The organism is Gordonia sp. NPDC003950, from assembly GCF_053605205.1.
On record NZ_JBSGIT010000012.1, the window covers coordinates 22593 to 46440 of the forward strand.

The window sequence follows — 23848 nt, forward strand, 5'->3', positions numbered from 1 at the left end:
GAGGGTGTGTGGCAGAGGTGATGGTCACAGGTCGAGGACGAGACGATCCGATGTGGCGCGCGAGCAGCAGATCATCATGACCTCGTTCTCCTCCTTCTCGTCGTCGTCGAGGATCTGATCGCGATGGTCCACGGTGCCCTCGACGATGGTGGTCTCGCACGACCCGCATACCCCTTCGGCGCAGCTGTTGGGGGCCTTGATGCCCTGTGCGAGTAGGGCATCGAGAATGCTTTGGTCGGCACCCACGGTCACCACCGCGCCCGAGCGGGCCAGTTCCACCTCGAATGCCCGCTCCTTGTCGGCGTCGAGATCGACCGCGGTGCCGACGAAGCGTTCGATGTGTAGATGGCGCTGACGGTCGGCGCGTCGGCAGTGGTCGGTCAGTTCGTCGAGCAGTCGTGGTGGGCCGCAGGCGAATATCTCGGCCGCAGCGTGCGTGTCGTCGTCGAGTAGTCCTGCGACGTCGAGCCGGCTGCCCTCGCCCGATACCAGTAGTTGTACCGACGGATCGTGGGAGAGCAGGCCGGAGAAGGCCATTCGCGATCGGTCTCGTCCGGCGTAGACGAGCCGGTACGGCCGGTGGCGTCGCTGGGCGGTCACCATCATCGGGATCAGGGGGGTGATCCCTATTCCACCGGCGACGAACAGATATTGCGGGGCATCGGTGAAGGGGAAGTTGTTGCGTGGCAGGGAGGTCGATAGATGGTCACCCTTGGCGAATGTGTCGTGGATGTAGCGTGAACCGCCGCGACTGTGTGGATCGAGGAGCACCGCGATCGTGTAGTGGCCGGGGTCGGCGGGGTCGCTGCAGATCGAGTACTGGCGGCTGAGTCCGTTGCCGAGGTGTACCTCGATGTGTGCGCCGGGATCCCAGGCCGGCAGGTCGGTACCGTCCGCGGCCACCAGTTCGACGCAGACGATGCCGTCGCATTCGGTACGTAACTCGTCGATGACGAGCGGGAGAGTGGGGGCAGGATGCATGAGAGACCTCCGGGCGGTGTGCGAGCGACGTCGCCATGCGGCACGGATTTGGTCCGTCGCGGTGCGGTGGTGTCGCGCTCGGCGTCGTGATGCGGTGACGCGCTGTGTGACTCGCTGTGGTGTCGGGGGCGAGGGCACCCGATGGATATGTCGTATATCACCCAACCGTAGGCAAGTGGGACAGCGCACATCTATCCGCGCAGCGGCGCGGTCCTATCCGATTTGCGCCACGGCACGTCCTCGCGCTACCGGTTCGACCGACGACCCCAACTTGTGCGACCGGTGGCCTTCAGGGTCTCCGACGGTGAATGTCCGTGCAGCCGTTTGTAGTCCGCGGAAAATCGACCGAGATGGTAGAAGCCCCATCGGCCGGCGATCGCGGCGACGGTGGTGGTCGCCGGGTCGGCGGCAAGGAGATCGCGATGAACGTTGTGCATCCGAACGGTCCGCAGATAGTGCATCGGGCCGAGGCCGACGTGTTCGCGGAATCCGCGCTGCAGGCTGCGGACACTGAGGCCGGCCTGTCGGGCGATGGATGTCGGGGTCAACGGAAGTTCGGCGTGGGCGTCGATGAACTCCATGGCCCGCCGGATCGCGACCGGCGCGGTGGCCGGTGCCGCCGCCTCGAGGGCGTCGGTGTGCCCATGGTCGATGAGTGAGAGCAGTCCGGCGATGATCGAATAGTTCAGCGGCTCGGCGACCACCGGGTTGGTGAGCATCGCATTGGGGACGGCAGCGACGTGGGTGTTCAGGACCAGCGATCGCCAGGCCAGCCCCGCGCGAGCGGAGAGGTTCAGGCTCCCGCGCAGGTGTACCCCGGGGACGGGGGCGCCCACGATGTCGGCGAGCACGTTCTCGACAGCGTCACGGTTGAACTTGAGCGCCACGACGTTGAGCTGGCTGGCGGAGGGGGTCACCAGGCGGGCATCGGCGTCGTGGTCGTAGACGACGCCATCGAGTTCGTCGATCGTGGTGCGTACCCCCGCCGACTCGGAGATCAGGCGCCCGGCGATCGGAATGTTGACGTGAAAGCCGTCGATTGCGGGGCAATACAGATCGCTGTTGCTGTTGTAGCGGATGCGCCCGGCCACGATCGGTCCGGTGGCCACCGCGCTCAGGTCGGCCTCGAATGTGCCGGTGGTCTCGACCCGGGTGAGTTCGTGGGGATGAAACAGTCGTCCGACCTCGGCGGTCGCTTCTTCGACGTCGGCGCTGTGCATTTCGACCGAGGTCGGCGGTGTGGGTGGGCCCGCGCCCGGATCCGATTGCGATGGGCGGCCCGGCGAGTGTGGCATCCCGACCTCCTCGGACGTTCACGGCGGTCGCGGTGGCCGACCGGCCCTCACTGTGGGTGTGGTGAGAGCACCCTGCCGTGGTCGCCACCCTCGCGGGTCGCGACCACGGCAGGTCAACGCCGCAGCCTACGCGGACTGGGACTCGAAATGCATGATATGCACGCCATGTGTGGCGAAGTTCCCCACATCGGCTTGTGCCGCTTGCCCTTCCGGTGAGTCGAGTGCGGCGCCCATCGCTTCGACGCTGTCGAAGTCGGCTTCGAATACCGCGAAGTAGGGCGACGGTGAACCGTCGGGCGTGGCGATCTCGAAGGAATACCGCGATGCCCGGACGTTGGGAATCTTTGCCGCCAGCGGTAGGTGGGTTTGCGCGTAGTAGCGACGGAACTCCACCGGATCGGCCGGGTGCGGGTAGGCGACCATCAACGTGTGCATGATGTGGGTAGTCCTCTCAGTTGCCGAAGTAGCTGACGTCGTCGTTGCCGATCAGATCGGGGACGGTCCAGCCGTCGAGGTCATACTCGGCCAGGCAGGCCTCGGCGAGACCCTTCATCTGATCGACGCCACCGCGGTTCTGCGCGGCGAAGAGCAACTCGGCGTGCACGTTCTCGTGATTGCCGGAGTAGTTGCGCTCGTAGAGTTCGTGACGGCCCCCGAATTCGGAGCCGATCGAATCCCACAGGGCCTTCATGACTTTCACGCGGTCGACGGCGGTGATGCCGTTGGAGCCGCGGACGTACTTGTCGAGGTAGGGGCGCACGGTGGCGCTCTTGAAGTCCGCGGCGCTCGACGGCAGGTAGATGAGGCCCGACGCCACGTCCTGCTCGATGATCTCCTTGATGCGGGGGTAGCCGCGCATCATGAACATGCGGTAGATCAGCCCGTACTCCAGGCGTGGGATGACGGTGTCACCGATCCACGGTTCCGGGTTGTGGGCCATCGCGTCGGTGATTGTCCAGAACAGATTGCGCCAGCCGATGACCTCACCGACACGGGTCTGCACGCCGCGGAATCCGCCGGAACCGGTGCAATCGAGGGCCTTCATCAGCAGACCGGCGATGAAGTCGAGCTTCACCGCGAGGCGGGTGCAGCCCTGGAAGGTGAAGCGCGGCAAGAAGCCCGATTGCGGGAAGAACGCGTTGATGCGTTCGACGTCGCCGTACATGAAGACGTTCTCCCACGGGACGAGGACCTTGTCGAAGACGAAGATGGTGTCGTTCTCGTCCATGCGGCTCGACAGCGGGTAATCGAACGGGCTGCCCATCACCGCGGCCTGCTGGGTGTAGGAACTGCGGCAGATCAGCTTGATGCCGGGCGCGTCCATCGGCACCGTGCAGATGAGGGCGAATTCCTTCTTCTTGATCGGCAGGCCGTAGTGGGCGATGAAGTTGTAGTTGGTGATGGCCGAACCGGTGGCGACCACCTTGGCGCCGGAGACCACGAGGCCGGCGTCGGTCTCCTTCTCCACCTTCATGAACACGTCGCCGACCTCGTCGGGAGGCAGCTGCCGATCCACCGGCGGGTTGATGATGGCGTGATTCCAGTAGAGGACCTTCTCCTGCGATTCGCGGTACCAGCGTTCGGCATTGGCCTCGAACGGCGCGTAGAGATCCTTGTTGGCGTGCAGGGTGCCCAGGAAGCTGGCCTTGTAGTCGGGGGAGCGGCCCATCCACCCGTAGGTCATCCGGGCCCACTCGGCGATGGCGTCGCGTTCCTTGATCAGGTCCTCGCTGCTCGTCGGCGCCTTGAAGAAGGGCATGGTGACCCCACCGTTGCCGGTGTCGGTGGGTGCGGTCACCTTGTCACGGGTCTCCGGGTCGTGCATCGAGTCGTAGAGACGGGCGGTCATCCGGATCGGATTGCGGAAGGCCGGGTGGGTGGTCACGTCCTCGACGCGTTCACCGTGCAGCCAGATCTCACGACCGTCGCGGAGTGATTCGATGTACTCGTCGCCGGTCATCGGCCGGGATGCGAAGTTCTTCTTCTGATTGTCGGGCGAATCGGCGGCCGGATTGACGGTGGGCGCTCCGGTGTCGGCGGGATTGCCGGTGGAATTGTTACTGGGGCGTTCGATGGTCGTCATGATTCATACCTCTTTCTGATGAATGGAACGAATGTCGTTATGGATCAGGCTGATACGGGAGTTGTGCTGGACTTCGGAGTTTCTGCGTTCTCTCCTCGGGTGAGATGGAAGGGGGTGAATGTGGTGGTGGCGTCGAACCATCCGGAATGCGGATCGTCGGCGCACAGCGTCCACAGCGAGTTGACGCTGGGCTCGCCCAGATCGTGGAAGGTGCTGCGGTAGTACAGGAGTGGGGGCTTCCCCGAGGACTCGGCGTCGACGATCTCGCCGATGAAGATCAGGTGATCGCCGCCGTCGTAGGACCGCCACGGCGTGCAACTGAGAACCGCCGCGCTGCCCCGCAACACCGGCGCGGTGGGTCCGTCGACCCAGGTCGGGCCGGGTTCGCTCGGCCGGCCGGCGAAGTGCATCGCGGTGTCGAGTTGATCGGCCGCGAGGATGTTGACCGCGAAGGGAGCATCGGTCAAGTAATTGCACGCCTTGGACTTTCGCGTGAGGGTGACCTGACACAACCGCGGTTCAAGGGAGACCGCGGTGAACGCGGTGACCGTCGCGCCGTGCGGCTCGCCGTCGGCGTTGGCGCAGGTGATGACGGTGACGCCGCTCGCGAAATGGCCGAAAACGTTCTGCAGGGCTTTCTTCTCCATGTGCCTCGCCTTTCCTCTCGGGCCGAATGTGATGTAGAACATAAGGCGACCGAGAAGACGTTGGCGATCCGATCTGCGCGGTGTCCATCCGAAAAGCGCGTCGGGTTCTTTCAGCCCGCGAAACCGCGTCCCTCGGTCCGAGGAGGTGTCAGAGCATGGGTTCGGTGGACCATATCCGGGTGCCGGGTACACCCGAGTGGGATGCGGCCCGCAAGGCCGTGTCGGATGCGTACTTCCCGCACGAGCTGAAGCCTCTCGACGCGGGGAGTGCGGCCACCGAGGCCGACGTGAACGTGACGGTGGTCGGTCCGTTGCGGATCGCGCGGATCGGTTGGGGAGCCGAGGTGGCCATCCACAGTGACCATCCCGGGGCGTAGGGGATCAATGTGCCGCTCGGTGGGGTGCTCGAGACGGCGGTGCACGGCCGGACGGTGGTGTCGACGAGCGGCCATGCGACCGTGAACCCGCCGGATACGCCGGTCGACATCACCCGCTGGTCGGGGGACTGCACGATCGTGGGAGTCAAGATCGATCGGGACTTCGTGCACCGCGAGGCGATCCGCGTGGCCGGTGACACCGACGTGGTGATCCCGGATCTTCTGGATCTGGGTGTGCCCGAGATGGCGAGCTGGTTCCGCCTGGTGCGGTCGGTGGCCGGTCAGCCCGGCGACGACCCGTTGCTGTCCAATCCGCTGATCGCCGAGCAGCTGGCCACGTCGCTCACCGACGCGTTTCTCGTTGCGGCACTTCCCGAATCGCCGTCGGACCGGCAGGCAGTGCGGCCCCGGATCGTCACCCGGGTACTGGATGCGATCCGTGCCGATCCGGCGCGGGCGTGGTCGGCGGCCGACATGGCCGAGGTCGCCGGGGTGAGCGTACGACGACTGCAGGAGGGCTTCAAGGAGTACATCGGCAAGACACCCCGAGAGTGCTTGACCGACATCCGGTTACGTGGCGTTCACGACGAATTGGCCGGTGAAACAGCCGATTCCGTCACCGAGGTCGCACTGCGGTGGGGATTCACGCATTCGGGCCGGTTTGCGGCAGCGTTCCGCAACCGCTACGGAGTGTGCCCCTCGGATGTGGTGGGCGGCAGAGGGATATAGGCATCGGTGAGAAGAAGGTCCGACGCCGATCCACCCCCGCGACGGGCGGGTGATGGATCGGCGTCGGAGCTGTGCGGGTCGACTCAGGCGTCGGCGCCCGCCCGGACGGCGGCGGCCGCCGCGACCAGGTTGGTCAGCGACGCGATGACCTCCTCATTGCCGCGGGTCTTGAGCCCGCAGTCGGGGTTGACCCAGAGGCGTTCCGGGCCAACGGCCTTGAGGGCCGCACGCAGCGACGTCTCGATCTCGCCGGTGTCCGGGACACGCGGGGAGTAGATGTCGTAGACGCCCGGACCGACACCATTGGAGAAGCCGACGGAGTTGAGATCGTCGAGCACCTCCATGCTCGACCGGGCCGCCTCGATGGAGGTGACGTCGGCGTCGAGGTCGGCGATCGCACCGATCACCTCACCGAACTCCGAGTAGCACAGATGGGTGTGCACCTGCGTGGTGTCGGCGACGCCCGACGTCGACAGACGGAACGCACGGACAGCCCAATCCAGATACGCCTGCTTGTCGGCGTTGCGCAACGGGAGCAGTTCGCGCAGGGCCGGCTCGTCGACCTGGATGATGCCCACGCCGGCGCGTTCGAGATCAACGGTCTCGTCGCGGATTGCCAGGGCGATCTGATCGGCGGAGACCGACAGCGGCTGATCGTTGCGCACGAACGACCACGCCAGGATGGTGACCGGGCCGGTGAGCATGCCCTTCACCGGCTTACCGGTCAGCGACTGGGCGTAGGTGATCCAGTCGACGGTCATCGGCGTGGGACGCGACACGTCGCCGAAAAGGATCGGCGGGCGCACGCACCGGGTGCCGTAGGACTGGACCCACCCATTGGCGGTGGCGAAGAATCCGTCGAGTTGCTCGGCGAAGTACTGCACCATGTCGTTGCGCTCCGGCTCGCCGTGGACGAGCACGTCGAGCCCGATCTTTTCCTGCAGTGCGATCACGTCGGCGATCTCGGCGCGCATCTGTCGCTCGTACTCGGCGTTGTCGATCTCGCCGGAGCGCAGCGCGGCGCGGGCCAGACGGATGGCCGAGGTCTGCGGGTAGGAACCGATCGTCGTGGTCGGCAGGACCGGCAGTCCGAGCCGTTCGTTCTGCGCTGCCAGGCGGGCGGTGGCCTCGCCGCGCGTGGCGTCGGCGTCGGTCACTGCGGCGAGGCGCTCGCGGACCGCCGGGTTGTGGACGCGCGGATCGGTGTCCCGGGTCGCCAAAGCGGCGGCAGAGGTGGCGAACGCATCGGCCTGTGCGTCACGACCGCGGCGCAGCGCGTCGGACAGGACCGCGACCTCCTGATACTTCTCGGCGGCGAAGGCCAGCCATCCGCGCAGATTGTCGTCGAGCTCGGTCTCCGGCTCCAGCGAGTACGGCACGTGCAGGGTGGAGCACGAGGTGGACACCGCCAGCGATCCGGTGGAGCCGAGCAGCGTGGCCAGGGTGCCCAGTGCCTTCTCCAGGTCGGTACGCCAGATGTTGCGTCCGTCGACCACACCGGCCACGACCAGCAGATTCGCCAGTCCGGGGACGTCGGCGACCGATTCGATGCTGCCCTCGACGAGGTCGACGGCCACCGCCTCGACACCGGAGGACGCCAGCGGTCCGAGGGATTCGCGGGCGTCGCCGAAGTAGGTGGCGACCAGGATCGACGGACGCGTGCCCGCCTGAGCGAGGGTCGAGTAGACCGAACCGGCCAGCGCCGGGAGTTCGGGAGCGACGTCGGTGACCAGGATCGGCTCGTCGATCTGCACCCACTCGGCTCCGGCCTCGGCGAGGCGGGCGAGGAGGTCGAGGTAGAGGGGAGCAACTCGTTGAGGCGGTCCAGCGGCGGCGCGGCGTCGTCGGCGCCGACCGTCTTGGACAGCGCCAGGAAGGTGATCGGACCGACGATCACCGGTCGCGGATTGATGCCGGCGTCACGGGCCTCGGCGAGTTCGGCCAGAACCTTCTCCGGGTGCAGCGAGAATCGGGTGTCCGCGGAGATCTCCGGAACGATGTAGTGGTAGTTGGTGTCGAACCACTTGGTCATCTCCAGCGGCGCCAGCTCGGCGGTGCCACGGGCGGCGGCGAAGTAGCGGTCCAGCGCATCGTCGATCGCGGCGAAACACTCGGGCAGTGCGCCGAGCATGATCGCGGTGTCGAGAACCTGGTCGTAGTACGAGAACGAGTCGACGGGAATCGAGTCGAGGCCCGCCGAGGCGAGTTGCGCCCAGGTGTCGCGGCGTAGTTCGGCGCCGACGGCGGCCAGTTCGTCTGCGTCGACGCGCCCGGCCCAGTAACCCTCGATGGCGCGCTTGAGTTCGCGGCGCGGGCCGATGCGAGGCGTACCGAGGACGGTGGCGGTGAAGGGTGCAGCTTTCGGAGTAGGACTGCTGGTGGTACTCACGGGCATGAGTGTGACGCTCCTGCAATGGTTTCCGACGGTCCGTCGCCCTTGCAGAGTGGGTCGATCAAGCCCCGTGGCGAACTACCGCAAGAAGTCGGTTCGCCTGTTGCTGCCTGTCCGACCAACGCCCATTCCACGAGGCGACGATCCACCGATCGCGGCGCGACCGGTACAGCAGGCAGGTCTTCGGACTCGTCGGCGGGCAGATCATCGCTGACCCGGTTCCTACTGGCCGTCGCTTCCCGGGCGTGTGTGCCCAGTGCATGTGACGGCGGTCGTTCCGACATACCGCTGCGGGACAGTTCCGGATTCACACCGGATTCCCTCTTTCGACGCCTGGCCCGGGTGTAGGGGCTCCATGACTTCCCGGGTGGCGAACCAACTGCGCAGGCCAGGATACACACACTCCGCCGCCGCCCCGGCCGGCGGTCCATGCGATGACCGTTATCGATCCGTCGTTACGGCAGGTCGGGGCGCTGTCAGTGGGGTGGCGGGCGCTGTCAGTGGTGTGTTGAGCGCCGTCAATGGTGTGCGATGTGTGCGGGTGAGCTCGCTCAGCTACCGCGGTACGTCGAGTACGCGAAGGGGCTCAGCAGCACCGGAACGTGGTAGTGGCGGTCCGGGTCGTCGACGGTGAAACAGATGTCGATCTCGGGATAGAAGCCGTCGATGTTGTTGTCGGCGAACCAGTTTCCGGTGTCGAAGACGAGATGATAGATGCCCGGGATCAGCGGCTCGGTGTTCACCTGGCCGATCCGGCCGTCGGAATCGGTGACGCCCGCGGCCACCTCGCCGCCGGCGGCGTCCTGCAGGGACACCGCCACACCGACGGCCGGCGATCCCGAGACCGCGTCGAGGACGTGGGTGGACAGACCGGTCATCGGTGTTCGCTCCCTTGCGATGTCGGACCGCCGGATGCGGTGCGGTGATCAGTCGTCAACATACTCGATGGCCGGGGTGAGCATGCGCTGCAGCCGGGCGCGATTGATCTTCGCCAGCTCCATGCGCATCACCCGTCGTTCGGTCGCGGCGTCGTTGCGGATGCGCTCCTTGAGGATGGCCAGCAGTTCCGCGGCCGGGCGGCCGTTGGCGAACACCAGGTAGACGTGCCCGAACTTTTCGTCGTAGGCCCTGTTGAGGTCCTTGAGTTCGGCCAGGACCGCCGGGTCCGCACCGGCAACCCCCGACTGCTCCCGCTGCGAGGAGGCGTTGTCGGGGCGGTCACCGATGCGCGGATGGCCGGCCAGGGCCTCGTCGAGATCGGCCTCGGTGAGTTCGGCGAGGATCAGGTCGGCGTACTCGAGCAAGGCCTCATCGTCGACGAAGGGTCGGGCCCTGGCCACCCGCAGCGCCCAGATCGATGAGCTGCAGCAGTCGTAAAGGGTGCCGATGGCCTGCCTCTCGGACAGTTCGTTGAAGCTGGCCAGTCCACGCCAATCCACTCGTCGCACTGCCCCAGCCTAGGAGAGCTCGGGCTGGCGGCCGAATCGCACCGACGTCAACGGATTGGCGTCGGCCACGAGATCGTCGAACCGGTAGTTGACGATCTTGGCGATCTCGATGAGCGCGAAGGACTTCTCGGAGGTTTCGGAGTTGTCCATGCGGGCCCAGCCGTTGCGCAGCACGCGGTCGTACCGTTCGGTTTCACGGGCGCAGATCACCAGCGGGAACCCGAAGTGCTCGCGATAGGCGCTCGCGAGATTGACGACGTTCTCGTGCTCGGTCTCCTCCAGATGTGAGAGCCCCTTGTGATCGACCGCGGTCAGTTCGCCGTACTCGTTCTCGGCACCGAGGTCGGGGAACGCCTGGATCAGGTCCATCTGCTGGGTGTCGCTGCCGGTGAGCATCGCCTCCTGGAACGCGATACGCAGATCGTGCACGTCCTCGAACGGACGCTGCTCCCAGGCGCGGTCGAGCACCCAGTCGACGCCCTGGACGACCTCGCCGAAGGTCTCCCGGAACTCCTCACGCGACATGGTGTTGACCTCGTCGAGGGTGATCGAGCCCTTACCGGCGACCGCGGGTCCCTTGCCGCCGACGTGGAAGAACAAGAGATTCAACAGGATTGCGCAGATCGCGCCCATCGTGATGCCGGTGGAGAACGGAATCTGCAACACCATGTTGGGCATCGCCTGATCGACACCGGGCAGTTCCGGGACGTCGGTGATGCTGCCGCCCTTCTCGATCACCTGGGAGGGGACCGACGACTGCGAGAACTGCACGTACAGGGCTACGGCAAGGGACGTGGCGGCGATGATGAGGTTGCGGTGGTCGGTGAAGTCCACCGACGTCAGGGTCTGGATTCCGACGATCGCCACGGTTGCGAACATGATCAGGGCGGCGCCGCCGAGCACCGGGGCTGGAATCGACTCGACGACCTTGGCCAGCTTGGGCAGCAGACCGAGGATGATCATGATGACACCGGCGCAGGCCACCACCCACCGGCTCTTCACCCCGGTCAGGCGCACCAGACCGACGTTCTCCGAGAAGGCGGTGTACGGAAACGAGTTGAACGACCCGCCGATGACGGTGGCGACACCGTCGGCGCGGACCGCCGCGGCGACGTCGTCGGCCTTGATGCGTTTGCCGACGATCTCGCCGGTGGCAAAGATCGAGCCGGTCGACTCCACCGCGACCACCAGCAACACCACGATCATCGAGACGATGGCGACGATATCCCAACGCGGCCAACCGAATGCGAAGGGCGGGGTGAAGCCCAGCCAGTTGGCCTCGCCCACCGAGGAGAAGCTTGCGTCACCGCACAGCCAGGCGATGAAGGTGCCGATCACCAGGCCCAGGAGGACGGCGATGGTGGCCATGAAACCGCGGAAGAACCGTTGCATCAACACGATCAGCAAGATGGTGCCCAGGGCGTAGCAGACCCACCGCCAGTTGGCGGCGTCCTTCAGATGCTCGTTCGGGTTGGTGACCGCGTCACCGGCGCCCACCGGGATCAGGCAGATGCCGATGATCGTGATCAGGGTGCCGGTCACGACGGGCGGGAGGAAACGGATGAGTTTGGCGAAGAACGGTGCGATGAGGAAGGTGAAGACACCCGCCGCGATCACCGCCCCGTACACCGTCTGCAGGCCGACACGTCCGCCGCCGTTCTGGTTGGCGATCTGGATCACCGGGGCCAGCGTGGCAAACGTGATGCCCTGCAGCAGGGGCAGCCGGACACCGATCTTCCAGATACCCACCGACTGCAGCAACGACGCGATACCGCAGGTGAACAGGTCGGCGGTGATCAGCATGGTCAGCGCCTCGGAGTCGAGGCCGATCGCGCGGGCGATCAGCAGCGGTACCAATACCGCCCCGGCATAGAACGCAACAACGTGCTGGGCGCCCAGTGCGACGAGTTTGCCGGGTGGTGGCACCTCGTCGACGGGGCGGACGCGCTTCTTCTTTTTCGGTGCCGCGGCCGGGGCCGAATCGGTGGACATCGCCTGACTCCCTGCGAATATGAACTTCTGACGTCGGTGGACCGGGGATGTCCGGTGCACAGCAGGTCAATAGTGGACCCACGCAACCCTTTTCGCGACCGTCGGATCGTATATTGCGATCAGGTAAAAGGGATATACCGGGCGTGGAGCCGGATCGCCCGGCGGGCAGTTCGCGGGCGCTCGGGCGGGCCCGGGCGCACAATGGGAACCATGCCGGAGGTGGTGGTCGGGGCCGTGCTCGCCGCGGGTGCGGGACGCCGCTACGGGATGCCCAAAATTCTTGCGCAGCAAGGTGAATGGCTTCAGTCGGCGGTTCGTGCACTCGGTGATGGGGGCTGTGACGAGGTGGTCGTCGCGATGGGTGCGGCCACGGTCGAACCCCCGTTGGGGGCTCGAGGGCTGATGGTTCCGCGGTGGTCTGACGGGCTGTCGGAAACGGTGAGGGCGGTGCTCGCCGACGTGGCTGCGAGACCGGAGGTCGCGGCGGTGGTTTTACATGTTGTTGACGTGGCCGACGTCGACGGTCAGGTGGTGGCCCGGATTCTCGACGTGGCCGACGGCCGCCGGGACCGGTTGGTGCGGGCGAGGTTCCGGGGGGTGCCCGGTCATCCGGTCTTCATCGGTGCCGCACACCATGCGGGCGTGCGAGACGCCGTTCGGGGAGACGTCGGCGCTGCGGTCTATCTGCGCGCCCACGCCGATCGCGTGATCGAGGTGGAGTGCGGTGACCTGGCCCGCGGAACAGACCAGGATCACCGCCGGGGCTGATGTGCTCAGTCGGGTTGCGGATAGGAGTAGAAGCCCTGACCGCTGGCCACACCCAACTTGCCCTTGTCGATGTAGTTCGCCTTGAGCCAGGCGCCGAGGTGACGGTTGCCCTGATCGCCGTTCATCAGGATGTTGTACGGGGTGTTGAGTCCGATGATGTCGAAGATCTGCAGCGGTCCCATGGGGGCGCCGGTGGCGATTCGCCAGGTGCGGTCGACATCGCGCGGGTCGGCGTAGCCGCCGGCGACGAGTTCCAGCCCGGCATTGAGGAACGGGATCAACAGCGAGTTCAGGACGTAGCCCGCCTTCTCCTTGTGGATGCGGATGGGCACCATACCGATCTGCTCGGCGAACTCGGCCACCGCCTCGTACACTTTCGGGTCGGTCTGGGCGGTGCCCATGACCTCGGCGGTATTGAACTGCCAGACACGGTTGGCGAAGTGCAGGGCCAGGAATCGGTCCGGGCGTCCCGTGGCGGCGGCGAGGTCGCTGGGCAGCAGGGACGATGAATTGGTCGCGAAGATGGTCTTCTCCGGAGCCAGGCTCGCCAGTTCCCGATAAATCTTCTCCTTCAACTCCAGGACCTCGGGCACGGCCTCGATGACGAGGTCGGCATCGGTCACCGCCTGCGCCAGGTCGGTGGTCAGTGTGATGCGGGCGCGTCCCGCCTTCGCCGCCCCGTCGCCGGCTCCGGCCACCTCGGCCTCGTAGGTGGACACGAGCGAATCGAGACGGGTGGCCGCCGCGGCCAGGGCATCGTCGGAGACGTCATAGGACGTCACCTCGAAGCCTCGGAACGCTGTCTGGAACGCGATCTGTGAACCGAGGACCCCGGCCCCGAGCACCGTGATCTTGTGGAATTTCGTCATCGTTGACCTCCGTCGGTGTCATGTGTGTGCGGGGTGTCGAACACCGACACCCTCATCATCTACAACATGCCCGCGACGCCGGATCATGGCGTACGGACCGATCCGGTCGGTCACACCGGCCGGTCGGTGTCTACCACGAGACACCGCGGCTCGTCCCGACCGGCGCGGGCGGTCGACGCTCGTGTGGGTCGTCGACGACCTGCCCGAGCCGAGTGGACCTGCGCGAGCCGAGTCAACCCGCCTGAGCCGGGTGGGAACGGACGAGCAGGTCAGCGGTGTGACGGGAGCAGCGGCGAGATCGACGTCGAGGGGCGTAGGTCCAGCGCGCCGTCGGCGAAGCGGGAGACCGGTGCCACGGCGGCGGACAGCGCCTCGTCATAGCCGGTACGGGCCCGGCCCCACACGGTGCCGGCGTCACCGTCGGCGGTGACACCGATCAGCGCGATGAGCTCACCGGTGGTGGGAATGCAGACGGCCCAGGCGAATTCGGTTTCGTCGGCCCACCGGGCGTCGGATGCGGCGACGAATCCGACGGGGTCATCGACCCCGAGATCGGACAACGCCGGGACGTCGGTGATCCGGTCGTCGGCGCGAAGCCCACGCAGATACCACGTCCCGGCGTTGATCTCGACGGGTTGCAGCGGAATGTCCTACTTCAGTTCGAGCAGGGCGGTGCCCTGGGTGACCGCGGCGCCGGGTTCCACGGCCAGGCCGGTGACCACACCGTCCTTGTGGGCGGTCACCGGGTTCTCCATCTTCATGGCCTCGAGCACGACGACGAGGTCGCCGGCGGCGACGGTCTGTCCCTCCTCGACGGCCACCTTGACCACGGTGCCCTGCATCGGTGCGGTGACGGCGTCACCGGAGGCGGCGGCACCGCCACCCTTCTTGCGGGTACGGGCCTTGGGCTTCTTGCGGATCACGCCGTTCGCGCCGCCACCGCCGCCGCCGAGGGCGAGATCGCCGGGCAGGGTGACCTCGACGCGGCGGCCGCCGACCTCGACGACCACCTTCTGGCGCGGGGCCTCGTCGTCGTCCTCGATGGCCTCGCCACCGGTGTACGGCTCGATCGGGTTGTCCCAGTCGGTCTCGATCCACTTGGTGTAGACGTCGAAGGTCTCCACGCCGTCCTCGTCCTTGTGGCCGATGAACGCCGGGTTGCTCACGATGTGGCGGTGGAACGGCAGCACCGTCGCCAGGCCCTCGATGTGGTACTCGTCGAGGGCGCGTCGCGCACGCTCGAGCGCCTGCTCGCGGTTCTCGCCGGTGACGATCAGCTTGGCCAGCATCGAATCGAACTGACCGCCGATCACGTCGCCCTCCACGACACCGGAGTCGACGCGCACACCGGGGCCGGCTGGCTCGCGGTAGACGGTGATGGGGCCAGGGGCCGGGAGGAAGCCGCGGCCGGCGTCCTCACCGTTGATCCGGAACTCGAAGGAGTGTCCGCGCGGGGTCGGGTCCTCGGAGATCTCGAGCTTCTCGCCCTGGGCGATGCGGAACTGCTGGCGCACCAGGTCCAGACCCGAGGTCTCCTCGGTGACCGGATGCTCGACCTGCAGTCGGGTGTTGACCTCGAGGAAGGAGATCAGGCCGTCGTCGCTGACCATGAACTCCACGGTGCCTGCGCCGTAGTAGCCCGCCTCGCGGCAGATGGCCTTGGCCGACTCGTGGATGCGGGTGCGCTGCTCGTCGGTCAGGAACGGTGCGGGCGCCTCCTCGACGAGCTTCTGGAAACGGCGCTGCAGCGAGCAGTCACGGGTGCCGGCGACCACGACGTTGCCGTGCTGATCGGCGATCACCTGCGCCTCGACGTGGCGGGCCTTGTCGAGGTAGCGCTCCACGAAGCACTCGCCACGGCCGAAGGCGGAGATGGCCTCGCGGTTGGCCGACTCGTAGAGCTCGGGGATCTCGGCGATGGTGTGGGCGACCTTCATGCCGCGCCCACCGCCGCCGAAGGCCGCCTTGATGGCGACCGGGACGCCGTACTCCTCGGCGAATGCGACGACCTCGGCCGCGCCGGAGACCGGGTCCTTGGTGCCCGGGGCCATCGGGGCATCGGCCTTGAGGGCGATGTGGCGGGCGGTGACCTTGTCACCGAGGTCGCGGATCGACTGCGGGGACGGACCGATCCAGATCAGTCCGGCGTCGATGACGGCCTGGGCGAAGTCGGCGTTCTCCGACAGGAAGCCGTAGCCGGGGTGGATGGCGTCGGCACCGGACTTCGCGGCCGCGTCGAGCAGCTTGTCGAACACCAGGTACGACTCGGCAGAGGTCTGACCACCCAGGGCGAAGGCCTCGTCGGCGAGCTTCACGAAGAGCGCGTTCGCGTCCGGCTCGGCATACACGGCGACGCTGGCGATCCCGGCGTCCCGCGCGGCACGGATGACGCGAACGGCGATCTCGCCGCGATTGGCGATGAGGACCTTGCTGATAGTGGGCACTTGTTGTTCTCCTGGGCCGGACATCGGGATCAGGTGTGACGGGGGTACATCACACACGTGGTCGTCCGGCGCCCGGATGGGGCGCCGGGGGGCTCGTACCGCTCACGAACGCGTCGTACGCGGCGTCGCGCACCGCCGGGATGACCCATGGCGGATCTCTCGGCAGTGCGCGCTCCGGGCTTCACCCTAACGCACCGAGCAATCGTTCGGTGGAGGCGTGGGTCACTTGCGGGAGTTGAATGTGCTGTCATCGCCCAGCGTGCGCACGAGATCGGCGAAACCGCCCAGTAGACGTGCGAGTGGGCTGTCCTCGGGCGCGGCGGACCCGCCGGATCCCGACGTGTCGGCGACGACAGGTGAGCGCGCCGAGAACCGCAGGCCCGACGGTGTCCGATTGATCCAGATGAGCACCTCGTCGGGGGAGTAGGAATGACTGCGCAGTACGGTGGCGCGACCGGCGTCGGCCTCCGCGGCGCCCGGGGCGTAGCGGGTGTCGATGAACGAGATCACGAAGCGCGGCGACCCCTGATACCCGATCAGGTCGGCCACGCGCAGGAACGGCAGCGCCGCACCCTGCCGTGAGCGCTTGAGCTCGGCGGTCGACCGGGCGACCGCCTGGTCGAACGTCGGTGAGTCCGACATGTCGAGGCAGAACGGTGCCAGCGCGACGAACCAGCCGAGGGCGGTGAGCCAGCGCGCGTCGTCACGGGTATGACGCGGCAGGACGCACCGGAACTCCGGGTCGCCGGTGAGGTCGTGGTGGACCATCGCGAACGCCGCCAGGACGCCCGCCGTCAGCGATCCGCCGGCCTCCGAGCACACCGCGGTGAACCGATTCGCGGTCGCGTCGTCGGCGATCATCCCGGACAACGATGGTTGCGCCACCGCGTTCTCGGTGTCGGTGTTGTGGCCGGGTGGGGGTGTCCCGGCCGGTGGGGTACGAAACATCGGCGGCATGTCGCCGTCGCCGGAACGCAGGAATCCCAGCCAGGTGGACACCGCCGGGTGATCGGCACCGGACTGATCGGCCTCCCGCCGTTCGGCGGCACTGAAGTCCACATAACTGCCCACCGGCGGCAGTTCGGGCTCGTGATGGTCGCGCGCGGCGCGGTACAGCGCGGTCAACTCGAACTGCGACATGATCAGCGAGTAGCCGTCCACCAGCGAGTGATCGGCGGCGAACAACAACGTGAACGACGACTCGCGCCCGACGGTGGCGAACATGTACGCGGGCCACTGCAGCGGGGCGGTGGTGCGGTCGAACGCCCCGGCGATCTGCTCGACGAGCGGTCCCGATTCGTTGTACCAACCGATCCGGCCCATCTTCAGCTGCACCGTACCCGGATCGGTGCTCAGCCGGGCCAGCCCGTCGTGGCGGATGATGACGTGACTGCGCAGCACCTCGTGACGGTCGATCCAGCGCCGCAGCGCGGCGCGCAACGCCGGGATGGACAACGGCTCGTCGAACTCGATCGCCACCCCGAGCCACGATTCCCGCCCACCCTCGCGACGGGTGCGCAGACGGTACTCGAACGCCCCGCGCAGATGCTGCTCGTGGTTGTGCGACGTCAGTCGCGGGTCGCGGTCCCAGGCGCCCAGACCGCCGGGCACGAATGGTGTCCACTCGACGAGTCCGCCGGGTTCGATGGGCTCCTCGAGGATCTGGATGAACTTCATCCCGGCTGGGCGGAGCCTGTTTGGGTCCGCACCGCCGCCTTGATCCGGCCGAGCATCCCGGCCATACCGCGCAACCGCAACGGACTCACCGCCGACGCGAGACCGAGATCGTGATAGAAGTCGCCGGGCACCTCCAGGATGGCCGCGGCGGACGCACCGTCGAGACCCTGGCTCAAGATGGAGGCGAACCCGCGGGTCGTCGGGGCCTCGGGCGGCGCGCTGAAATAGAGGCGCACCGCGGCGGCATCTGCGGCATCGACGGACAAGAACACCGGTGACTGACACTCCGGTACCGGCTCCATCGCCTCGACCGCCAACGAGGCAGGCAGTTCCGGCAGCTCGCCGGCGAACTCCAGGAGCAGGGTGACCTTGTCCGAATCGCCCAGTGCCGCAAAGTCATCGACGATCTCGGCGAGGGCTGGGGGAAGACTCATGACGCTTCTGGCCTCAGGAATCGGTGGGCGGATCGCCGGGCTCGTCGCCGACGGAGATCGGTACTCGCACCGCGTTGCCCCACTCGGTCCAGGAGCCGTCGTAGTTGCGGACCGAGGTGAAACCGAGCAGATGGGTCAGGACGAACCAGGTGTGACTCGACCGTTCCCCAATGCGGCAGTAGGCGATCGTCGGGGTGGCGGGATCGAGGCCGGCGTAGACCTCATCGAGTTCGGCACGCGACCGGAACCGGCCGTCGAGGGCGGCGGCCTTGGCCCAGGGGATCGAGACCGCAGTCGGGATGTGGCCGCCGCGCAGCGCTCCCTCTTCGGGATAGTCGGGCATGTGGGTCCGTTCGCCGGTGTACTCCTGCGGCGACCGCACGTCGATCAGCGGTTCGGTGCCCAGCAACTCGCGAACCTCGTGGGCGAAGACCCGGATGTCGGCGTCGTCGCGCTCGACGACGGGGTAATCCGAACGTGGGTACTCCGGGACGTCGAAGGAGGTGTCCCGATCCTCCGACATCCAGGCGTCGCGGCCACCGTCGAGCAGGCGGACGTCCTCATGACCGAACAGGGTGAACACCCACAGTGCGTAGGCGGCCCACCAGTTGGACTTGTCGCCGTAGATGACGACCGTGTCGTCGCGTTCGATTCCCTTGTCGCGCATCAGTTCCGCGAACTGCTCGCCGTTGATGTAGTCGCGTTCGACCGGATCGTTGAGGTGTAGGTGCCAGTCGATCTTCTGGGCGGTCGGGATGTGGCCGATGTCGTAGAGCAACACGTCCTCGTCGCTCTCGATGATCTTGAGGCCCTTGGACCCCAAGTGCGCCGACAGCCACTGGGTGGTGACGAGCCGCTCGGGGTGCGCATAGGCGGCGAAGGCCGGATTCGGATCGGTCTCAACGCTCAACTGAAGAACCCCTCCCGGGTGATCGTGGATCGGTGGGGCACCCGCAGTGCCCCGCGCAAAGCCTACCCAGTCGTCTCGGCGCGTGGGTGGCGGCGGCCCGATCGTCGCGCGACCGGCGCCGCATCGGTGCCGACGACGGGTCTGCGCATCATTCGAAGAATGTCGCGATGGTCCGGATCCGGCGCCGGAGTTGCTAGATTCATGAGCCATGAAAGCACTGGTCACCGGTCATGTACGACTTCGCGTGCTGGTCGCCCTCGCCGTGACGGTGGTAGGGCTCGCGGCGTGTTCGGGCAACGACGGCCCCACCGCCTCCGATGCGACCTCGTCAGGCACCGGCGGCGCTTCGTCATCGCGGTCATCGGTGCCGTCGTCGACCGTCGACGGCGACGTGCCCGGCGAGTGCACCGAATCGGCGTGTCCGGAGTTGCCGGTGCCGGGTGCCGACCTGATGAGCGGCAGCATCACCCGTGCCAACGCACAGGAGGAGGTGCCCGGCTATCTGACGTCGGTGCTCGACGATCTGGACGCGACGTGGGGTCCGTGGTTCGACAAACTCGGTTGGGGGCAGCCGTATCCGGGGCGGGTGCTCGTCGAATCGGGGCGCTACACCTCCGACTGCGAAGATGAGGACGGCGTGATCGTCGTCGAGCCCGACACCCCGAACGCCTTCTTCTGCCCGCTCGACACCGCCGAGGACGGTGAGGGACAACGAGTCGAGGGGTCGATCATCCTCCCGGTGGAGACCTTCGTCGGCATCTGGACGGGGGTGTTCCTGGTGGAGGGGCCGCTGGACTCGATCAGCGGCTTCCAGGGGGAGTTCACCGCGGCCACCGTCGTCGCCCACGAGTACGGTCACGCCGTCGTCGATCGCATCCTGACCGCCGGCGATCTCGATCCCGATCAGGAACCACGCGGTGAGAACAGCGAACTGATCGCCGACTGCCTCGCCGGGAACTGGGCGGCCACCGTACTGCGTCGGGACCAACTGTCGGTGGCCGACATCGTGCAGGCCGCCACACTGCTCCAGAAGATCGGCGACCCGGCACCCGGTGAAGGTCACGGCACCGCGACGCAGCGGATCGCGGCGATCTCCCGCGGCTTCTTCGGGCCGTCGCTGAGTCAGGCACTCGGTCAGGGCGAGCAGGGACAACCCATCGACTGCCTGGGCAAGTACTGGCCGGAGCTCTTCGGATAGGGCCTGGGCCAGCTGGGCCGCGATGCGGCGCGATCAGGCCGGGGCGGCCCACAGATCGGTGACGGCGAGGCCGACCCGGCGCAGCAGGTCGCGCACCGTCGGCAGGCCGATGCCGAGCACCGAGGACGGATCGCCGTCGACGCTGTCGACGAACCAGCCGCCGAGCCCGTCGAGGGTGAATCCGCCCGCGACCTCCAGGGGTTCACCCGTCGCGACGTACGCCTCGATCTCGGCGTCGGTGACGGGCGCGAACGAGACGGTGGTCGAGCGGGTGGCGGTGGCCGATGCAGTGACCTCCAGGCCGCGCAGCACGGCCAGGTGATGGCCGGTCAGCAACTGAGCCGAATGCCCGCGGACCTTGTGCCACTGGGCGATCGCCGCCTCCGGTGTGTGCGGTTTGCCGGTCAGGCGGCCCCGGAAGAGCAGCATCGAATCGCACGTCAGGACCACGGTGTCGGGACGGGCGGCAGCGTCGGCCGTGCGCTCGGTGAGCAGGGCGGCGACGACGGAGTCCGCCTTGGCCATCGCCAGACGCGACACCACATCGTCCGGCGGCGCGCCGACGAGGCTCTCGAGGACGGCATCCTCGTCGACGTCGGACACCAGGACCCGCGGATCGACCCCGGCCTGCCGTAACACCGACAGTCGCGCCGGCGACGCCGATCCGAGGACCACCTGATACCGCGGGGTGCCGGTGCCGGTGCCGGTGCCGGTGCCGGTGCCGGTGCCGGTGCCGGTGAAGCTGTCGGTATGGCCGGCCGGTTCGCTCACCGGGTCAGTATCGCAAATTGGTGAAGCTGGTCGACGCGCCCCACTGCGGACGCAGACGATCGATCGGGCTACCCCAGTCGTCACGGATAGCGGAAGTGCCGGAGCCGGCGTCGCCGCCACCCACCGAGGCGAGGACGGCCACCAGCGCGGCCACGTCCTCGTCGGTGGGATTGCCGGACACGACCGTCAAAAACGGTGCGCGAGTATCCTTTTCGCCGTCACTATGAGGCCCGGCGTTGGCGCCCTCGGCGGTCACAGCGGGATGTTCCCGTGCTTCTTGGGCGGCAGGGTGACGAACTTGCGCTCGAGCAGGCGCAGTGCGGTGGCCACCTGACCGCGGGTGTGGCTCGGCGGGATGACGGCGTCGACGTAGCCCCGCTCGGCGGCGATGTACGGGTTGACGAGGGTGTCCTCGTACTCCTGCTGCAGTTCCAGACGCAGCGCGTCGACGTCCTCGCCGTTGGCCGCGGCCTCCTTGAGACGGCCCCGATAGACGAAGCCGACCGCACCGGAGGCACCCATCACCGCGATCTGGGCGGTCGGCCAGGCCAGGTTGACGTCGGCGCCCATGTGCTTGGACCCCATCACGTCGTACGCACCGCCGTAGGCCTTGCGGGTGATGATGGTGACCTTGCCGACGGTGGCCTCGCCGTAGGCGTAGAGAAGCTTGGCGCCGCGTCGGATGATGCCGTTGTACTCCTGGTCGGTACCCGGCAGGAAGCCGGGGACGTCGACGAGGGTGACGATCGGGATGTTGAACGCATCGCAGGTGCGGACGAACCGCGCGGCCTTCTCCGAGGCGTTGATGTCGAGGCATCCTGCGAACTGGGTGGGCTGGTTGGCGACGATGCCGACGCTGCGGCCGTCGACCCGGCCGAAGCCCACGAGGATGTTGGTGGCGTACTCGGCCTGGATCTCCAGGAATTCGCCGTCGTCGAGGATTCGCTCGATCACCTGGTGCATGTCGTACGGCTGATTCGGCGAATCCGGGATCAGCGTGTCGAGTTCGAGGTCCTCGTCGGTCAGGGTGTCCTCGATCGACCCGGCGGCCGGGGCCGCGACCGGCAACCGGGGAGCGTCGGCCCGGTTATTGCTCGGCAGGTAACTCAGCAGGTCCTTGACGTAGTCGAGGGCGTCCTGCTCGTCGGAGGCGACGTAGTGGGCGGTGCCCGACTTGGCCATGTGGGTGTTGGCCCCGCCGAGGGCCTCCATTGTGACGTCCTCGCCGGTGACGGTCTTGATGACGTCCGGGCCGGTGATGAACATCTGGCTGCTCTGATCGACCATCACGACGAAGTCGGTGAGTGCGGGGGAGTAGACATGCCCGCCCGCGGCCGCCCCGAGGATCAGTGAGATCTGCGGGATGACGCCGGAGGCGCGCACGTTGCGGTGGAAGATCTCGCCGTACAGGCCGAGTGAGACCACGCCTTCCTGGATGCGGGCACCGGCGCCGTCGTTGATGCCGATCAGCGGACGGCCCGTCTTGATCGCGAGATCCATCACCTTGACGATCTTCTCGCCGTAGACCTCGCCGAGGCTGCCGCCGAACACGGTGGAGTCCTGGGAGAAGACGCAGACCTCGCGGCCGTCGATGGTGCCGTACCCGGTGACGACGCCGTCACCGAGGGGGCGGCGCTCGGCGAGCCCGAAGTTGGTGCTGCGGTGGCGGGCCAGTGCATCGAGTTCGACGAAGGAGCCGTCGTCGAGGAGATGGAGGATGCGCTCACGCGCGGTCAGCTTGCCGCGCGAGTGGATCTTCTCCACGGCTGCCTCACCCACGGGGTGGGCGGTCTCCTCGAGGCGTTGGCGCAGATCGACGAGTTTCCCGGCCGTCGTGTGGATGTCTGGCGCGGCGCCGGAGTCTGACGAAGCTGTGGTCATGGGAGTCGATGCTAGCGACATATATGTGAGCCACGTCAACCACCCCAATATGAGCAATTCCTCATGTTTCCGAGCGATCGGTCGGTGACCTGCCACATCGCCCGCGATGCACCCCGTAGGCTCATGTCACATGAGCGACGATGTGTCCGATCCCACTGGCGCCGATTCCACCGCCACCACCGATCTCCGCACCGCGATCGAGGCCGCGGACCTGTCCGGCAGCGGATGGCACCGCATCGAGGTGGTCGAGTCGACGGGGTCGACCAACGCCGACCTCGCCGCGCGGGCCGCCGACGACGACATCGTCGGAACCGTGCGGATCACCACCGATCAGACCGCTGGACGAGGGCGGCGCACCCGCGTGTGGTCGGCACCCGCGGGCGCTCAGATCGCGATCTCGGCGGTGGTTGCCGTCGGCGACAACGCCGACCGGCTGGGCTGGCTGTCGTTGGCCACCGGTATTGCGGCCGCCACCGGCATCGAGAAGGCCACCGGTATCCGCCCGGTGCTCAAATGGCCCAACGATGTCCTGATCGGGGAGCGGAAAACCGCGGGCATCCTCGCGGAATACGTCAACGGACACGCTGTCGTGGGCATCGGCATCAACACCAACATGAGTGAGTCGGATCTACCGGTCCCCACCGCCACCAGCCTGCAGATGGAGACCGGCGCGCCGGTCGACGTCGCAGTCGTCGCCATCGAATACCTGCGTGCGCTCGCCGCGGTGGGATGGCCCGACGACATCGACGACCTCGCCCAGCGCTACCGCGACCGCTGCGACACGATCGGCCGGGCGGTGCGCCTCGAACTGCCCGATGGTGAGGTCACCGGCACCGCCCGGGACGTCGACCGGGAAGGCCGCATCGTCATCGAGGCGGCCGACGGGCGCACGGTCACCGCGGCCGCGGGGGACGTGGTGCATCTGCGCGCGCAGTGACCGACCCCGAGCAGA

Annotated in this window: 20 protein-coding genes, 2 pseudogenes and 1 riboswitch; of the genes and pseudogenes, 4 read left to right on the plus strand and 18 right to left on the minus strand. The window is 67.2% G+C overall.

Going from position 1 to position 23848, the window contains the following annotated elements; translation table 11 throughout:
* Positions 1–24: 24 nt before the first annotated feature.
* The 5 genes from ACWETB_RS12355 to ACWETB_RS12375 all read right to left on the minus strand — a co-directional run bounded on the left by ACWETB_RS12355 (position 25) and on the right by ACWETB_RS12375 (position 5006).
* Positions 25–981 carry a PDR/VanB family oxidoreductase gene (locus ACWETB_RS12355; protein WP_449744888.1) on the minus strand — a complete coding sequence of 319 codons (957 nt, stop codon included), beginning with the start codon at positions 979–981 and terminating at the stop codon, positions 25–27.
* 245 nt (positions 982–1226) lie between these two features.
* Positions 1227–2276, minus strand: a complete 1050-nt coding sequence (locus ACWETB_RS12360) for an AraC family transcriptional regulator (RefSeq protein WP_452211386.1) — start codon at positions 2274–2276, stop codon at positions 1227–1229.
* Between the two features lie 126 nt (positions 2277–2402).
* On the minus strand, positions 2403–2711 hold the full coding sequence (locus ACWETB_RS12365; protein WP_452211388.1) for an EthD family reductase: 309 nt from the start codon (positions 2709–2711) through the stop codon (positions 2403–2405).
* A 16-nt stretch (positions 2712–2727) separates the two neighbouring features.
* Entirely contained in the window at positions 2728–4359 is a 1632-nt protein-coding gene (locus ACWETB_RS12370; RefSeq protein ID WP_348808515.1) for a 4-hydroxyphenylacetate 3-hydroxylase family protein, read from the minus strand.
* 44 nt (positions 4360–4403) lie between these two features.
* Positions 4404–5006: a flavin reductase family protein gene (locus tag ACWETB_RS12375; protein ID WP_452211390.1), complete on the minus strand. Its 603-nt coding sequence runs from the start codon at positions 5004–5006 to the stop codon at positions 4404–4406.
* A 155-nt stretch (positions 5007–5161) separates the two neighbouring features.
* On the opposite strand from ACWETB_RS12375, the pseudogene ACWETB_RS12380 reads away from it, so the two are divergent.
* Positions 5162–6112, plus strand: a pseudogene (locus ACWETB_RS12380) (AraC family transcriptional regulator).
* Between the two features lie 83 nt (positions 6113–6195).
* Here the strand turns inward: ACWETB_RS12380 and metE are convergent.
* The 4 genes and pseudogenes from metE to ACWETB_RS12400 form a co-directional block, all read right to left on the minus strand.
* Positions 6196–8507 (minus strand): annotated as a pseudogene (metE, locus tag ACWETB_RS12385) (5-methyltetrahydropteroyltriglutamate--homocysteine S-methyltransferase).
* 154 nt (positions 8508–8661) lie between these two features.
* Positions 8662–8899: riboswitch (cobalamin riboswitch) on the minus strand.
* Positions 8900–9055: 156 nt separating this feature from the next.
* Complete coding sequence (uraH, locus tag ACWETB_RS12390) at positions 9056–9382, minus strand: hydroxyisourate hydrolase (RefSeq protein ID WP_348802548.1); 327 nt, start codon at positions 9380–9382, stop codon at positions 9056–9058.
* Positions 9383–9430: 48 nt separating this feature from the next.
* Positions 9431–9952 (minus strand): 2-oxo-4-hydroxy-4-carboxy-5-ureidoimidazoline decarboxylase, encoded by a 522-nt coding sequence (uraD, locus tag ACWETB_RS12395; RefSeq protein ID WP_348802547.1) that lies wholly within the window; start codon positions 9950–9952, stop codon positions 9431–9433.
* A gap of 9 nt (positions 9953–9961) precedes the next feature.
* Positions 9962–11944: a solute carrier family 23 protein gene (locus tag ACWETB_RS12400; protein WP_452211393.1), complete on the minus strand. Its 1983-nt coding sequence runs from the start codon at positions 11942–11944 to the stop codon at positions 9962–9964.
* Positions 11945–12145: 201 nt separating this feature from the next.
* Here ACWETB_RS12400 and ACWETB_RS12405 point away from each other — a divergent pair, with 201 nt between their 5' ends.
* A complete protein-coding gene (locus ACWETB_RS12405) occupies positions 12146–12712 on the plus strand; it encodes a nucleotidyltransferase family protein (protein ID WP_425476163.1) in 567 nt (188 codons plus the stop codon).
* A 5-nt stretch (positions 12713–12717) separates the two neighbouring features.
* Here ACWETB_RS12405 and ACWETB_RS12410 read toward each other — a convergent pair whose 3' ends face one another.
* From ACWETB_RS12410 to ACWETB_RS12435, 6 genes are all read right to left on the minus strand, one after another.
* Positions 12718–13581 carry a 3-hydroxyacyl-CoA dehydrogenase gene (locus ACWETB_RS12410; protein ID WP_452211395.1) on the minus strand — a complete coding sequence of 288 codons (864 nt, stop codon included), beginning with the start codon at positions 13579–13581 and terminating at the stop codon, positions 12718–12720.
* Positions 13582–13850: 269 nt separating this feature from the next.
* Complete coding sequence (locus ACWETB_RS12415) at positions 13851–14222, minus strand: hypothetical protein (protein ID WP_452211475.1); 372 nt, start codon at positions 14220–14222, stop codon at positions 13851–13853.
* A gap of 9 nt (positions 14223–14231) precedes the next feature.
* The gene (locus ACWETB_RS12420) at positions 14232–16025 is read right to left on the minus strand and encodes an acetyl/propionyl/methylcrotonyl-CoA carboxylase subunit alpha (RefSeq protein WP_452211397.1); all 1794 of its coding nucleotides are present in this window, start codon (positions 16023–16025) and stop codon (positions 14232–14234) included.
* Positions 16026–16247: 222 nt separating this feature from the next.
* Positions 16248–17702, minus strand: coding sequence for a condensation domain-containing protein (locus ACWETB_RS12425; RefSeq protein WP_452211399.1), 1455 nt, complete (start codon positions 17700–17702; stop codon positions 16248–16250).
* Entirely contained in the window at positions 17699–18136 is a 438-nt protein-coding gene (locus ACWETB_RS12430) for a SufE family protein (RefSeq protein WP_348802541.1), read from the minus strand. The genes ACWETB_RS12425 and ACWETB_RS12430 overlap by 4 nt, the downstream gene beginning before the upstream one ends.
* Positions 18137–18149: 13 nt before the next feature.
* Positions 18150–19046, minus strand: coding sequence for a sulfurtransferase (locus tag ACWETB_RS12435; RefSeq protein ID WP_449744898.1), 897 nt, complete (start codon positions 19044–19046; stop codon positions 18150–18152).
* A gap of 208 nt (positions 19047–19254) precedes the next feature.
* On the opposite strand from ACWETB_RS12435, the gene ACWETB_RS12440 reads away from it, so the two are divergent.
* Complete coding sequence (locus tag ACWETB_RS12440; RefSeq protein ID WP_449744899.1) at positions 19255–20244, plus strand: neutral zinc metallopeptidase; 990 nt, start codon at positions 19255–19257, stop codon at positions 20242–20244.
* Positions 20245–20277: 33 nt separating this feature from the next.
* Here the strand turns inward: ACWETB_RS12440 and ACWETB_RS12445 are convergent, their stop codons facing one another.
* From ACWETB_RS12445 to ACWETB_RS12455, 3 genes are all read right to left on the minus strand, one after another.
* Positions 20278–20919 carry a Maf family protein gene (locus ACWETB_RS12445; protein WP_449744914.1) on the minus strand — a complete coding sequence of 214 codons (642 nt, stop codon included), beginning with the start codon at positions 20917–20919 and terminating at the stop codon, positions 20278–20280.
* A 100-nt stretch (positions 20920–21019) separates the two neighbouring features.
* Positions 21020–21271, minus strand: coding sequence for an acyl-CoA carboxylase subunit epsilon (locus tag ACWETB_RS12450; protein WP_449744900.1), 252 nt, complete (start codon positions 21269–21271; stop codon positions 21020–21022).
* Positions 21268–22896 carry an acyl-CoA carboxylase subunit beta gene (locus tag ACWETB_RS12455; RefSeq protein WP_449744901.1) on the minus strand — a complete coding sequence of 543 codons (1629 nt, stop codon included), beginning with the start codon at positions 22894–22896 and terminating at the stop codon, positions 21268–21270. The genes ACWETB_RS12450 and ACWETB_RS12455 overlap by 4 nt, the downstream gene beginning before the upstream one ends.
* A 130-nt stretch (positions 22897–23026) precedes the next feature.
* Here ACWETB_RS12455 and ACWETB_RS12460 point away from each other — a divergent pair, with 130 nt between their 5' ends.
* On the plus strand, positions 23027–23833 hold the full coding sequence (locus ACWETB_RS12460; RefSeq protein ID WP_449744902.1) for a biotin--[acetyl-CoA-carboxylase] ligase: 807 nt from the start codon (positions 23027–23029) through the stop codon (positions 23831–23833).
* Positions 23834–23848 lie beyond the last annotated feature (15 nt).